The organism is Pseudomonas sp. PONIH3, from assembly GCF_002934345.1.
GTDB lineage: Bacteria > Pseudomonadota > Gammaproteobacteria > Pseudomonadales > Pseudomonadaceae > Aquipseudomonas > Aquipseudomonas soli.
Genome location: NZ_CP026386.1, coordinates 2243442 through 2257348 on the forward strand (window position 1 = coordinate 2243442; position 13907 = coordinate 2257348).

General features: G+C 64.1%; 9 protein-coding genes. 7 read left to right on the forward strand and 2 right to left on the reverse strand.

Going from position 1 to position 13907, the window contains the following annotated elements:
• Window positions 1–118: 118 nt before the first annotated feature.
• Entirely contained in the window at window positions 119–2692 is a 2574-nt protein-coding gene (gene mutS / locus C3F42_RS10345; RefSeq protein WP_104444400.1) for a DNA mismatch repair protein MutS, read from the forward strand.
• Window positions 2693–2831: 139 nt separating this feature from the next.
• The gene (gene fdxA, locus C3F42_RS10350) at window positions 2832–3155 is read left to right on the forward strand and encodes a ferredoxin FdxA (protein WP_023629582.1); all 324 of its coding nucleotides are present in this window, start codon (window positions 2832–2834) and stop codon (window positions 3153–3155) included.
• Window positions 3156–3595: 440 nt separating this feature from the next.
• Here the strand turns inward: fdxA and C3F42_RS10355 are convergent, their stop codons facing one another.
• Together C3F42_RS10355 and C3F42_RS10360 are read right to left on the reverse strand one after the other, a co-directional pair.
• Window positions 3596–4222, reverse strand: coding sequence for a Pr6Pr family membrane protein (locus C3F42_RS10355; protein ID WP_094010117.1), 627 nt, complete (start codon window positions 4220–4222; stop codon window positions 3596–3598).
• Window positions 4222–4443, reverse strand: coding sequence for a VF530 family DNA-binding protein (locus tag C3F42_RS10360; RefSeq protein WP_046856826.1), 222 nt, complete (start codon window positions 4441–4443; stop codon window positions 4222–4224). The genes C3F42_RS10355 and C3F42_RS10360 overlap by 1 nt, the downstream gene beginning before the upstream one ends.
• A 193-nt stretch (window positions 4444–4636) precedes the next feature.
• Between C3F42_RS10360 and C3F42_RS10365 the strand changes: the two genes are divergently transcribed.
• The 5 genes from C3F42_RS10365 (at window position 4637) to C3F42_RS10385 (ending at window position 13849) form a co-directional block, all read left to right on the forward strand.
• Window positions 4637–6679, forward strand: a complete 2043-nt coding sequence (locus tag C3F42_RS10365; protein ID WP_104444401.1) for a TonB-dependent receptor — start codon at window positions 4637–4639, stop codon at window positions 6677–6679.
• Window positions 6680–6924: 245 nt separating this feature from the next.
• Window positions 6925–8271, forward strand: a complete 1347-nt coding sequence (locus tag C3F42_RS10370; RefSeq protein ID WP_094010119.1) for a carbohydrate porin — start codon at window positions 6925–6927, stop codon at window positions 8269–8271.
• Between the two features lie 31 nt (window positions 8272–8302).
• A complete protein-coding gene (locus C3F42_RS10375) occupies window positions 8303–10714 on the forward strand; it encodes a glucose/quinate/shikimate family membrane-bound PQQ-dependent dehydrogenase (protein ID WP_094010120.1) in 2412 nt (803 codons plus the stop codon).
• Window positions 10715–10867: 153 nt separating this feature from the next.
• Window positions 10868–13288 carry an endopeptidase La gene (lon, locus tag C3F42_RS10380; RefSeq protein ID WP_104444402.1) on the forward strand — a complete coding sequence of 807 codons (2421 nt, stop codon included), beginning with the start codon at window positions 10868–10870 and terminating at the stop codon, window positions 13286–13288.
• A 168-nt stretch (window positions 13289–13456) separates the two neighbouring features.
• Window positions 13457–13849, forward strand: a complete 393-nt coding sequence (locus tag C3F42_RS10385) for a protease inhibitor I42 family protein (RefSeq protein WP_023631860.1) — start codon at window positions 13457–13459, stop codon at window positions 13847–13849.
• The last annotated feature ends 58 nt before the right edge of the window (window positions 13850–13907 follow it).

Below are 13907 nucleotides of genomic sequence, written 5' to 3' on the forward strand. Positions count from 1 at the left end.
CGAAAGCCCCGCATCCTGCGGGGCTTTTTGCTTTGGTCATCCTGTGAAGGGCAGCATCAAACCTGTAGTATTAGACGTTTCGCATTTGTCTAATAGACGCATAGCTCCAAGGCCTTGAATGTCCAGTCTTTCCGACCACACACCGATGATGCAGCAATACTGGAAGCTGAAAAACCAGCACCCGGACCAGCTGATGTTCTACCGCATGGGCGACTTCTACGAGATCTTCTACGAAGATGCAAAGAAAGCCGCAAAGCTGCTGGATATCACCCTGACCGCCCGCGGGCAGTCGGCGGGCCAGTCGATTCCCATGTGCGGGATTCCGTTCCACTCGCTCGAAGGCTACCTGGCCAAGCTGGTCAAGCTCGGCGAGTCGGTGGTGATCTGCGAGCAGATCGGCGACCCGGCTACCAGCAAGGGCCCGGTGGAGCGCCAGGTGGTGCGCATCATCACCCCGGGCACGATCAGCGACGAGGCGTTGCTCGATGAGCGTCGCGACAACCTGATTGCCGCCTTGCTCGGCGATGAGCGGCTGTTCGGCCTGGCGGTGCTGGACATCACCAGCGGCAATTTCACCGTGCAGGAGATCAAGGGCTGGGAGAACCTGCTGGCCGAGCTCGAGCGCATCAACCCGGTGGAGCTGCTGATCCCGGATGACTGGCCACAGGGCCTGCCAGCGGAGAAGCGCCGTGGCGCCCGGCGCCGCGCCCCGTGGGACTTCGACCGTGATTCGGCACGCAAGAGCCTTTGCCAGCAGTTCGCCACCCAGGACCTCAAGGGCTTTGGCTGCGACAAGCTGACCCTGGCCATTGGCGCCGCCGGCTGCCTGCTGAGCTACGCCAAGGAAACCCAGCGCACCGCACTGCCCCACCTGCGCAGCCTGCGTCACGAGCGCCTGGACGACACCGTCATCCTCGATGCCGCCAGCCGCCGCAACCTGGAGCTGGACATCAACCTGGCCGGTGGCCGCGACAACACCCTGCAATCGGTGATCGACCGCTGCCAGACCGCCATGGCCAGCCGCCTGCTGACCCGCTGGCTGAACCGTCCGCTGCGCGACCTGAAGGTGCTCAAGGCACGCCAGGACTCGATCCGCTGCCTGCTCGACGGCTACCGCTTCGAAAAGCTGCAGCCGCAGCTCAAGGAAATCGGCGACATCGAGCGGATTCTCGCGCGTATCGGCCTGCGCAACGCCCGCCCGCGTGACCTGGCACGCCTGCGCGACGCCCTTGGCGCACTGCCCGAGCTGCAGAACGCCATGGCCGAGCTGGAGGCTCCGCACCTGGCGCGCCTGGCGGCGATCACCGGCACCTACCCGGAGCTGGCCGGCCTGCTGGAGCGGGCTATCATCGACAACCCGCCGGCGGTGATCCGCGACGGTGGCGTGCTCAAGACCGGCTACGACAGCGAACTGGACGAACTGCTGTCGATCAGCGAGAACGCCGGCCAGTTCCTCATCGACCTGGAAGCCCGTGAGAAGGCCCGCACGGGCCTGGCCAACCTCAAGGTCGGCTACAACCGCGTGCATGGCTATTTCATCGAGCTGCCGACCAAGCAGGCCGAACAGGCTCCCGCCGACTATATCCGCCGGCAGACGCTCAAAGGCGCTGAACGCTTCATCACCCCCGAGCTGAAGACGTTCGAGGACAAGGCGCTGTCGGCCAAGAGCCGTGCCCTGGCTCGCGAGAAGATGCTCTACGATGCCTTGCTCGAAACGTTGATCGGGCACCTGGCGCCACTGCAGGACAGCGCCGCGGCGCTGGCCGAGCTGGATGTGCTGAGCAACCTGGGCGAACGCGCCCTGAACCTGGACCTGAACTGCCCAAGCTTCGTCGACGAGCCGTGCCTGCGCATCGAGCAGGGCCGCCACCCGGTGGTCGAGCAGGTGTTGACCACGCCGTTCGTGGCCAACGACCTGGGCCTTGACGACAGCACGCGCATGCTGATCATCACCGGCCCGAACATGGGCGGTAAGTCCACCTACATGCGCCAGACCGCGCTGATCGTGCTGCTGGCGCATATCGGCAGCTTCGTCCCGGCAGCCGCCTGCGAACTGTCGCCGGTGGACCGTATCTTCACCCGTATCGGCTCCAGCGACGACCTGGCCGGCGGGCGCTCGACCTTCATGGTCGAGATGAGCGAAACCGCCAACATCCTGCACAACGCCACCGACCGCAGCCTGGTGCTGATGGACGAAGTCGGCCGCGGCACCAGTACCTTCGATGGCCTGTCGCTGGCCTGGGCCGCCGCCGAACGCCTGGCCCAACTGCGCGCCTACACATTGTTCGCCACCCACTACTTCGAACTGACCGTGCTGCCGGACAGCGAGCCGCTGGTGGCCAACGTGCACTTGAATGCTACCGAGCACAATGAACGCATCGTGTTCCTGCACCATGTGCTGCCGGGCCCCGCAAGCCAGAGCTACGGCCTGGCCGTGGCGCAACTGGCGGGCGTGCCGGCGGCGGTGATCCAGCGGGCCCGCGAGCACCTGGGCCGGCTGGAGACCACCAGCCTGCCCCATGAAGCGCCAGTTACAACGCCGCGGGACAATATGCCCCACGTGCCCCACCAGAGCGACTTGTTCGCCAGCCTGCCACACCCGGCCATCGAGAAGCTGGGCAAGCTGGACCTGGATGACATGACGCCGCGCCAAGCTATCGAAATGCTATATCAACTGAAAAACCTGTTATAACGGCCCACCGCGCAAGCTGGTAGAATCCGGCGCGGTTTGCGAAGGCTGCAGGTTATTAGCCTGGTCTGCAGCCAGCACCGTGAACCGCGCTGCCCTGGAAGGAAGGGCAAGCTGCCGTCGCCTGAGGAGAGAATTAGAAATGACCTTCGTCGTCACCGACAACTGCATCAAATGCAAGTACACCGACTGCGTGGAAGTCTGTCCGGTGGACTGCTTCTACGAAGGCCCGAACTTCCTGGTGATTCACCCGGATGAATGCATCGACTGTGCGCTGTGCGAGCCTGAGTGCCCGGCCCAGGCGATTTTCTCGGAAGACGAAGTGCCGTCCGGCATGGAGAACTTCATCGAGCTGAACGCCGAGCTGGCCGAGATCTGGCCGAACATCACCGAAAAGAAAGACGCCCTGGCGGACGCCGAAGAGTGGGATGGCAAGCCTGGCAAGATCGCTGATCTTGAGCGCTGACAGCGCCCAGGTACGAAAAAGGCCCGCGAGGGCCTTTTTTCATTTTCAGCAGGCAAAAAAAGGGGCGGTTTGACCCGCCCACATTTTTTCCGTAGTCCCTGTATGTCCCAATCATCATCCTGATGAATCGCGTCCCGCGATGTCCTTGGCCATCATCCTTGATAGCCTGTGTCAGTCCGTAGACACAGTTCGAATACTAGCGATTCCCCGCCTTGCTACAAGCAGCGAATATCTCAGGATGATTCAGGCGAAACATCTTCTGATATTTATAAAAATTATATATTTCATGCACTTAGAAAAAGTATGCCATTAGAAACGACATTGATTTACTGATCCCTACAGCGATCACTTACATGATGAGTAAGCGAATGCTTACACGCGATACTACGAGGGTGGCGAAATAAACACTTTTGCTGAGGGTGTCATGGACTCCTCCCTCCTCAATGCCGCCCTCGCCAACGGTCAAGCCCCAGCAGTACCAGCCCGATGGCCCAGAACCCTGCCAGCACCCCCACCGCATTCGTCAGCACCTGCCCATAGCCAAGCCGCGCCACGTCGACGAACGGATAGGGATAGACGCCGATCTCATGCCCGCGCAGCAGCACGAAGGCAAAATACAGCATCGGATACAGCGCCCAGGCTGCCAGATGCCAGAGCCGCAGCCGCCCCTTAGGTACCTCGAACCACCAGTACAGGATGAACAGCAGCGGCATCACGTCGTGCAGCAACTCGTCCGCCAGCCACTGCCAGCCCTGGGGTTGCCATAGGTGTCGCAGCAATAGGCTATACGCCAGCGCCACCAGCACGATACTGGCCGCAACGCACGAGCTGATCGCCGGGGAAAGAAACCAGCGCCTGGCCGCCGAATCACGACCAAACGCGGCATGGCTCAGCACCGTGGCCACCAGCGTATTGCTGAGCACGGTGAAATAGCAGAACAGGTTGACCATCCCGCCGATCAGGCTGGCCTGTTCCTGCCAACGTGCCAGCAGTACCAGGTACAGCTGGATCGCCAATCCCGCCCAGCCAAGAACGGCCGCCAGGGCAAGCCAAGGCCGGCGCGGCATCAGCCTTTGCGCTGCAGCTTCACGTAAAGCTGCTCGACCTTCTCCCGGGCCCAGGGGGTCTTGCGCAGGAAGGTCAGGCTCGACTTGATCGTCGGGTCGCTTTTGAAGCAGCGGATATCGATGCGTTCGGCCAGGCCCTGCCACTGATAGTGCGCCACCAGCTCGGTGAGGATCTGTTCGAGGGTCTTGCCGTGCAGCGCGTTATGGTTGGCCGTGCTCATGCAGTGCTCCAGGTTCGGGAAGGTGCGCACCTTACACGAGTGTAGCGAGCGGGTGGGATCGAGGTTGCTTGGCCCGCCACAGCCCGGCTGAAGACGATGCAAAAACCACTGGCAAGCACGGAAAGCCTTGTGCTGAAATAGTTATGTTATATTGTAACAACACAAAGAATCTGCCAAGGAACGCCACATCCCCATGCGTCACATGCCGCTGCACCTCTCCCCCCTTGCCGTCGCGCTCTGGCTGGCCTCGACTTCCAGCCAGGCGGTGGAACTGCAACCCCAGGTAATTACCGCCAACCCATTGGGCAACGCCCAGCTGGCCGCCCCCACCACCGTCCTTGAAGGCGATAACCTGCTGCAGCAGCAACAGGGCAGCCTCGGCGAGACCCTCAACAAACAGCCTGGTGTTGCCTCCACCTGGTTCGGCCCCGGCGCCAGCCGCCCGGTGATCCGCGGCCTGGACGGTGACCGCATTCGCATCCTGCGCAACGGCGTCGGCGCCCTGGATGCCTCGTCGCTGTCCTACGACCACGCCGTGCCGCTGGACCCGGTGACCGTCGAGCGGGTCGAGATCGTCCGCGGCCCGGCCGCCCTGCTCTATGGCGGCAACGCCATTGGCGGGGTGGTCAACACCTTCGACAACCGCATCCCCGACGCGCCCATCGACGGCATCCATGGCGCCGGCGAGCTGCGCTACGGCGGTGCCGACACCACACGCAGCAGTGCCGGCAAACTGGAGGCCGGCAACGGCACCTTCGCCCTGCACCTGGATGCCAACAGTCGCCAGTTCAACGACCTGCGCATCCCCGGCTATGCCCGCGGCTCGAAGGTGCGCGACGCCGACGAGCCCGGTAGCAAGCACCGCCTGAAGAACAGCGACGGACGCCAGGACGGCGGTGCGATAGGCGGTTCCTATCATTGGGATCACGGCTATACCGGCCTGTCCTACAGCCGCTATGACAGCAACTACGGCTCGGTAGCCGAGCCCGGCGTGCGCCTGGACATGCAGCAGGACCACTACGGCTTCGCCTCGGAGCTGCGCGATCTCGACGGACCATTCAGCTCGGTGAAGGTCGATGCCGGCTACACCGACTACCAGCACCGTGAAATCGAAAGCGGTGAAGTGCACACTACCTTCAAGAACAAGGGCTACGAAGCACGCATCGAAGCCCGCCACCAGCCGCTGGGCCCGGTCGAGGGCGTGATCGGTGCACAGGTCAGCCGCAACGAGTTCTCCGCACTGGGCGAGGAAGCCTTTGTCCCGCACACCGATACCGACAGCCTGGCGCTGTTCCTGCTCGAGCAATGGCAGGCCACCGAGCGCCTGAACCTGAGCCTGGGCGCGCGCATGGAACATACCCGGGTCGATCCGGATGCCAAGGGCAACGAAACATCTGCAGGAGCCGATAGCGCCAGCAGCTTCAATGCCTTCAGTCTGTCATCGGGCGCGGTGTACCAGCTCGACCCGGTCTGGTCGCTGGCCGCCAACCTCGGCTATACCGAGCGCGCGCCGACCTTCTACGAGCTGTATGCCAACGGCGCCCATGTGGCGACCGGCGCCTACGAGATCGGTGACCCGAACCTGAACAAGGAAAAAGCCATCTCCGGCGACCTGGCCCTGCGCTTCGACAACGGCACCCACAAGGGCAGCGTCGGTGTGTTCTACAGCCATTTTCGCAACTACATCGGCCTGATCGGCACCGGCAACCTGCGTGAAGGGCATGATCACGACCATGGCGACGATCATGACCATGATCACGATCACGGTGATATCCCCGAGTATGCCTACCAGGGTGTGCGCGCACGCTTCTACGGTATCGAGGCCCAGGACCGCTGGAAGTTGCTGGAGAATCGCTACGGCAGCTTCGCCCTGGAACTGTCCGGCGACTACACCCGGGCCAAGAACCTCGACAGCGGCGAGCCGCTGCCACGTATCGCACCACTGCGCCTGAACAGCGGCCTAGTCTGGGAACTGGATCGCTGGCAGGCTCGGGTCGATGTGCAGCATGCCGCGTCGCAACGGCGCAAACCGGCCAACGAAACCGGCACCGACGGCTACACCACCCTCGGCGCAAGCGTGGGGTATCGCTTCGACATCGGCCAGAGTGAATGGCTGGCGTTCGTGCGCGGCGAGAACCTCACCGACCAGACCGTGCGCTATGCCAGCTCGATCCTGCGCGATATCGCGCCGGCGCCGGGGCGTAGTGTGCAGGTTGGCTTGCGCACCTCGTTCTGACCTTATCGCAGGGTAAGCCCTCTCCCACTGTGGGGTGGGCTACCCGGCGAGGGCCGATGGACTGTTACCCCATCAGCAACAATCCCCTGCGACATTTTGTCTTTTTTTCTTACAACTTCCCCTATATCCTCCCCGCCGCAAGCTGAATCGCTTCACTCGATACCCATCGCAGCCATTTCCCTTCGAAGACCTCGCACTTCGTTGCGCTTGCCGTTTCCTCAACAATCAAAAGATAGCGCTATCTCATGCTCCAGCTGTCCAATACCCGCTACTCCGGCCTCGCCCTCGCCACCCTGCTCGGTGCCCTTTCCCCTACCACCAGTGCTGGCGAAATGTTCGCCAAGGACTCGAAGTGGATGCTCGGCGACTGGGGCGGTACCCGCAGTGAACTGCTGGAAAAGGGCTACGACTTCACCCTTGGCTACACCGGCGAGATGGGCAGCAATCTGCACGGCGGCTACAGTCACGACCGCGCCGCACGCTACAGTGACCAGTTCACCTTCGGCGTGAACATGGACCTGCAGAAGATCCTCGGCTGGCACGACACCGAGGTGCAGCTGACCGTCACCGAACGTCACGGCAACAACATCAGCAACGACCGCATCAACGACCCGCGCGTCGGCGGCTTCACCTCGGCCCAGGAAGTCTGGGGCCGTGGCCAGACCTGGCGTCTGACCCAGATGTGGATCAAGCAGAAGTACTTCGATGGCGCGCTGGACGTGAAATTCGGCCGCTTCGGCGAGGGCGAGGACTTCAACAGCTTCCCCTGCGACTTCCAGAACTTGGCGTTCTGCGGCTCGCAGGTGGGCAACTGGGTGGGCGGCATCTGGTACAACTGGCCGGTCAGCCAGTGGGCCCTGCGCGTGCGCTACAACCTCGATGACGCGCTCTACGCCCAGGTCGGGGTGTTCGAGCAGAACCCCTCGAACCTCGAGAGCGGCAACGGTTTCAAGCTCAGCGGCAGTGGCACCCAGGGCGCGGTGATGCCGATCGAACTGGTCTGGAGCCCGCGGGTCAATGGCCTGAAAGGGGAATATCGCGTCGGCTACTACTACAGTAATGCCAAGGCACAGGATGTACTCAAGGACAGCAACGGTACGCCCGCCGCCATCAGCGGCGCCGCCTATCGCAGCAGCTCGAGCAAGCACGGCCTGTGGCTCGGCGCCCAGCAGCAGGTGACCGCGCTGGCCTCCGACCAGTCCCGCGGCCTGAGCCTGTTCGCCAACGCCACGGTGCACGACAAGAAGACCAATGCCATCGACAACTATGTGCAGGCAGGTGTGGTTTACAAAGGGCCGTTCGATGCCCGCGCCAAGGACGACATCGGTTTCGCCCTGGCCCGCGTGCACGTCAACCCCGGCTATCGCAAGAACGCCCGCCTCAGCAACCAGGCCAACGGCCTGGACGACTACGACAATCCCGGCTTCCTGCCCGTGCAGGACACCGAGTACAGCGCTGAACTCTATTACGGCATCCACCTGGCCGACTGGCTCACCGTACGCCCGAACCTGCAGTACATCCGCCATCCGGGCGGGGTGTCGCGGGTCGACGACGCGTTGATCGGCGGCCTGAAGATCCAGAGCAGTTTCTAACCCGACCCTTTCACACTACGGAGAACAGACGATGAGCACTGACGGTGCCAAGAATGGAACCCGCTGGCTACCGCGCCTGATGGGCGTGCTGCTGCTACTGATGGGCCTGGCCCTGCTGGCCGGCGGCATCAAGCTGAGCCAGCTGGGCGGCTCGCTTTACTACCTGATTGCCGGTATCGGCTTCGCCCTGTCCGGCATCCTGCTGCTGGCCAAGCGGCGCATCGCCCTGGGCCTGTATGGCCTGGTACTGCTGGGCAGCACCGCCTGGGCTCTGCTGGAAGTGGGCCTGGACTGGTGGCAGCTGGTGCCGCGCCTGGCCATCTGGTTCGCCATCGGCGTGGTCCTGCTGCTGCCGTGGGCGCGCCGCCCGCTGGTCGGCCCTGCGTCCAAGGTCAACACCGCCCTGCTCAGCGTCGCCGTGGTCGCCTCCGGCGCCACTGCCGTGGCCAGCCAGTTCACTCACCCGGGCGAAATCCGTGGCGAGTTCACCCGCGACAACAGCGAGATGGGCAGCGCCGCCCCGGCCATGCCCGACGGTGAATGGCAGGCCTACGGCCGCACCGAGCACGGCGACCGCTACTCGCCGCTGCGCCAGATCACCCCGCAGAACGCCTACCGCCTGGAAGAGGCCTGGCGTATCCGCACCGGCGACCTGCCGACCGAGAACGACCCGGTGGAGCTGACCAACCAGAACACGCCGCTGAAGGTCAACGGCATGCTCTACGCCTGCACCGCCCACAGCCGCCTGCTGGCGCTGGACCCGGACACCGGCGCCGAGATCTGGCGCTTTGATCCGCAGGTCAAGAGCCCCACCGGCACTTTCAAGGGCTTCGCCCACATGACCTGCCGCGGCGTCTCGTACTATGACGAGAACAACTACGTCAGCCGTGATGGCAGCCCCGCGCCGAAGATCACCGACGCAGGCCAGGCCGTGGCCCAGGCCTGCCCGCGCCGCCTCTACCTGCCCACCGCCGACGCCCGCCTGATCGCCATCAACGCCGACAATGGCAAGGTCTGCGAAGGCTTCGCCAACCAGGGCGTGATCGACCTGACCCGTGGCATCGGCCCGTTCACCGCCGGTGGTTACTACTCCACTTCCCCGGCCGCGATCACCCGCAGCCTGGTGATCATCGGTGGCCACGTCACCGACAATGAGTCGACCAACGAGCCGTCCGGCGTGATCCGCGCCTACGACGTGCACGACGGCCACCTGGTGTGGAACTGGGACAGCAACAACCCCGACGACACCAAGCCCCTGGCCGACGGCAAGTTCTACAGCCGCAACTCGGCCAACATGTGGTCGATCGCCAGCGTCGACGAAGACCTCGGCATGATCTACCTGCCGCTGGGCAACCAGACCCCTGACCAGTGGGGCGCCGACCGCACCCCGGGCGCCGAGAAGTACAGCGCCGGCATCGTCGCCCTGGACCTGGCCACCGGCAAGGCGCGCTGGAACTACCAGTTCACCCACCACGACCTGTGGGACATGGACGTCGGCAGCCAGCCCACCCTGGTGCACCTGAAGACCGACGACGGCGTCAAGCCGGCGGTCATCGTGCCGACCAAGCAAGGCAGCCTGTACGTGCTCGACCGCCGCGACGGCACGCCGATCGTGCCGATCCGCGAGATCCCGGTACCCCAAGGCGCGGTCAAGGGCGACCATACCGCGCCGACCCAGGCCCGTTCCGACCTCAACCTGCTCGGCCCTGACCTGACCGAACAGGCCATGTGGGGCGCCACGCCGTTCGACCAGATGCTCTGCCGCATCCAGTTCCGCAGCCTGCGCTACGAAGGCCAGTACACCCCGCCGTCCGAGCAGGGCAGCCTGGTCTACCCAGGCAACGTCGGCGTGTTCAACTGGGGCAGCGTCTCGGTCGACCCGGTGCGCCAGATCCTCTTCACCTCGCCGAACTACATGGCTTTCGTGTCGAAGATGGTCCCACGCGAGCAGGTCGCCGAAGGCAGCAAGCGCGAAAGCGAGACCAGCGGCGTGCAGCCGAACACAGGTGCGCCGTACGCCGTGACCATGCACCCGTTCATGTCGCCACTGGGCATTCCGTGCCAGGCGCCGGCCTGGGGCTACGTGGCAGCCATCGACCTGTTCACCAACAAAGTGGTGTGGAAACACAAGAACGGCACCACCCGTGACAGCACCCCGGTGCCGATCGGCATGCCGGTGGGCGTGCCAAGCATGGGTGGCTCGATCGTCACTGCCGGCGGCGTCGGCTTCCTCAGCGGCACCCTGGACCAGTACCTGCGCGCCTACGACGTGAAGAACGGCCAGGAGCTGTGGAAGGCTCGCCTGCCGGCCGGCGGCCAGGCCACGCCGATGAGCTACACCGGCAAGGATGGCAAGCAGTACGTGCTGGTAACCGCCGGCGGCCATGGCTCGCTCGGTACGAAAATGGGCGACTACATCATCGCTTACAAATTGGCTGAGTAAGCGTCACGCCTGTCGCGGGGCAAGCCCGCTCCCATCGAGGGAGCGGGCTTGCCCCGCTATTGTTTCCCCCGCAGTTCTCCCCCCTTCGTCTACCATTGAAACCTGCCAACCACCGCCCCATCTAAGCACCATAGCCATTCACGCAGGTGCCCCATGAGCGACCAGCAGGATTTCCCGGAACACCCCGACGAACACAGCGAAGTCGAACATCTCGATCCCTCGACCGCACCCGGTCACCATCTCGCCCTGCCCGGCCAGCAGCTGCCGGACAAGGTCTACGTGATCCCGATCCACAACCGCCCGTTCTTCCCCGCGCAAGTGCTGCCGGTGATCGTCAATGAAGAACCTTGGGCCGAAACCCTCGACTTGGTCGCCAAGACCCCGCACCACTCCCTGGCGCTGTTCTTCATGGACACCCCGCCGGAAGACCACCGCCACTTCGACACCAAGGCCCTGCCCGAATACGGCACCCTGGTGAAGGTGCACCACGCCAGCCGCGAAGGCGGCAAGCTGCAGTTCGTCGCCCAGGGCCTGACCCGCGTGCGCATCCGCACCTGGCTCAAGCACCACCGCCCGCCCTACCTGGTGGAGGTCGACTACCCACGCCAGCCGGCGGAGCCCACCGACGAGGTGAAAGCCTACGGCATGGCCCTGATCAACGCGATCAAGGAGCTGCTGCCGCTCAACCCGCTGTACAGCGAAGAGCTAAAGAACTACCTCAACCGCTTCAGCCCCAACGATCCGTCACCACTGACCGACTTCGCCGCCGCCCTCACTTCGGCCACTGGCAACCAGCTGCAGGAAGTGCTCGATTGCGTGCCCATGCTCAAGCGCATGGAAAAGGTCCTGCCGATGCTGCGCAAGGAGGTCGAGGTCGCCCGCCTGCAGAACGAGATCTCCGCCGAGGTAAACCGCCAGATCGGCGAGCACCAACGCGAATTCTTCCTCAAGGAACAGCTCAAGGTCATCCAGCAGGAGCTGGGCCTGACCAAGGACGACCGCAGCGCCGACGTGGAGCAGTTCCAGCAGCGCCTGGCGGGCAAGACCCTGCCCGAGCAGGCGAAAAAACGTGTCGACGAAGAGATGGGCAAGCTGGCGATCCTCGAGACCGGCTCGCCGGAGTATGCCGTCACCCGCAACTACCTGGAGTGGGCCACCGCCCTGCCCTGGGGTGTGTACGGCAAGGACAAGCTCGACCTCAAGCACGCGCGCAAGGTACTCGACCGCCACCACGCCGGGCTCGACGACATCAAGGAACGCATCCTCGAGTTCCTCGCCGTCGGCGCCTGGAAGGGTGAGATCAGCGGCTCCATCGTGCTGCTGGTGGGCCCGCCCGGGGTGGGCAAGACCAGCATCGGCAAGTCCATCGCCGAATCCCTGGGCCGGCCGTTCTACCGGTTCAGCGTCGGCGGCATGCGCGACGAGGCCGAGATCAAGGGCCACCGCCGCACCTACATCGGCGCCCAGCCGGGCAAGCTGGTGCAGGCGCTGAAGGAGGTCGAGGTGATGAACCCGGTGATCATGCTCGACGAGATCGACAAGATGGGCCAGAGCTACCAGGGCGACCCAGCCTCGGCGCTGCTGGAAACCCTCGACCCGGAACAGAACGTCGACTTCCTCGACCACTACCTGGACCTGCGCCTGGACCTGTCCAAGGTGCTGTTCGTCTGCACCGCCAACACCCTGGACTCGATCCCCGGCCCCTTGCTCGATCGCATGGAAGTGATCCGCCTGTCCGGCTATATCACCGAAGAAAAGCTGGCCATCGCCAAGCGCCACCTGTGGCCCAAGCAGCTGGACAAGGCCGGCGTGGCCAAGACCAGCCTGAGCATCAACGACGCCGCGCTGCGTGCGGTGATCGAGGGCTATGCCCGCGAAGCCGGGGTGCGTCAGCTGGAGAAACAGCTGGGCAAGCTGGTGCGCAAGTCGGTGGTCAAACTGCTGGAAGACCCGGACGCCAAGCTCAAGATCGCCGCCAAGGACCTCGAGCCCGCCCTGGGCATGCCGGTGTTCCGCAGCGAGCAGGTGCTGGCCGGTAAGGGTGTTATCACCGGTCTTGCCTGGACCAGCATGGGCGGCGCCACCCTGCCGATCGAGGCCACGCATATCCACAGCCTCAACCGCGGCCTCAAGCTCACCGGGCAGTTGGGTGACGTGATGAAGGAATCGGCAGAGATCGCCTACAGCTATATCAGTTCGAACCTCAAGCAGTTCGGTGGCACCCCCGGCTACTTCAACGAGGCGTTCATCCACCTGCACGTGCCCGAGGGCGCCACGCCCAAGGACGGCCCCAGCGCCGGTGTGACCATGGCCAGCGCCCTGCTGTCGCTGGCCCGCGACCAGGCGCCGAAGAAAGGCGTGGCCATGACCGGCGAGCTGACCCTGACCGGCCAGGTGCTGCCGATCGGCGGGGTGCGCGAGAAAGTGATCGCCGCGCGGCGCCAGAAGATCTTCGAGCTGATCCTGCCGGAGGCCAACCGTGGCGATTTCGAAGAATTGCCTGACTACCTGAAGGAAGGGCTGAGCGTGCACTTTGCCAAGCGCTTTGCCGACGTGGCGAAAGTATTGTTCTAAAGAGGACGGGGCCGCGTTGCGGCCCTATCGCCGGCAAGCCGGCTCCCACAAAGTGCAGGATGTATCCTACTTGTGGGAGCCGGCTTGCCGGCGATAGGGCGCGCGTAGACCACACAAACTTGCGACAGCTTCGGTTATCCTCAGGCCATTCCAGCTTCAGGAGCCAACATGACCCTCCCTCGCCTGCTCGTTCCCGCCGCCCTGGCCCTGCTCACCGCTTGCGCCCAGCAACCGCAACGCACCGTCGAACTGGACGGCGAAAGCGAATGCCCAAAGCGCCTGCAGGTCGGCCAGACCCTGACCCTCACCCTGCCCAGCAACCCCACCACCGGCTACCGCTGGCTGCTGCAGAACCCGGCTTCGGAGATCCTGCGCAGCCTTGGCCCCGAGGTATACAGTTCTCCGGAGCAAGCTGGCATCGTCGGCAGCGGTGGCCTGTCCAGCTGGCGCTTCCAGGCCAAGGCCGCCGGCGAGGGCCATCTGATCCTGGTCTACCAGCAGCCCTGGGCCCCGGAAGTACGTCCGGTACAGACCTTCGATTGCGCCATTCGGGTCAACTGAGCGAACGGCGCCGGTCAGCCAGTCATGCAAGCTTGCCGTGGTTTGGCTAGAATGCCGC

Coding starts and splice junctions, on each gene's coding strand:
- mutS (WP_104444400.1), top strand. CDS start 119: ATGTCCAGTCTTTCCGACCACACACCGATGATGCAGCAATACTGGAAG.
- fdxA (WP_023629582.1), top strand. CDS start 2,832: ATGACCTTCGTCGTCACCGACAACTGCATCAAATGCAAGTACACCGAC.
- C3F42_RS10355 (WP_094010117.1), bottom strand. CDS start 4,222: ATGCCGCGCCGGCCTTGGCTTGCCCTGGCGGCCGTTCTTGGCTGGGCG.
- C3F42_RS10360 (WP_046856826.1), bottom strand. CDS start 4,443: ATGAGCACGGCCAACCATAACGCGCTGCACGGCAAGACCCTCGAACAG.
- C3F42_RS10365 (WP_104444401.1), top strand. CDS start 4,637: ATGCGTCACATGCCGCTGCACCTCTCCCCCCTTGCCGTCGCGCTCTGG.
- C3F42_RS10370 (WP_094010119.1), top strand. CDS start 6,925: ATGCTCCAGCTGTCCAATACCCGCTACTCCGGCCTCGCCCTCGCCACC.
- C3F42_RS10375 (WP_094010120.1), top strand. CDS start 8,303: ATGAGCACTGACGGTGCCAAGAATGGAACCCGCTGGCTACCGCGCCTG.
- lon (WP_104444402.1), top strand. CDS start 10,868: ATGAGCGACCAGCAGGATTTCCCGGAACACCCCGACGAACACAGCGAA.
- C3F42_RS10385 (WP_023631860.1), top strand. CDS start 13,457: ATGACCCTCCCTCGCCTGCTCGTTCCCGCCGCCCTGGCCCTGCTCACC.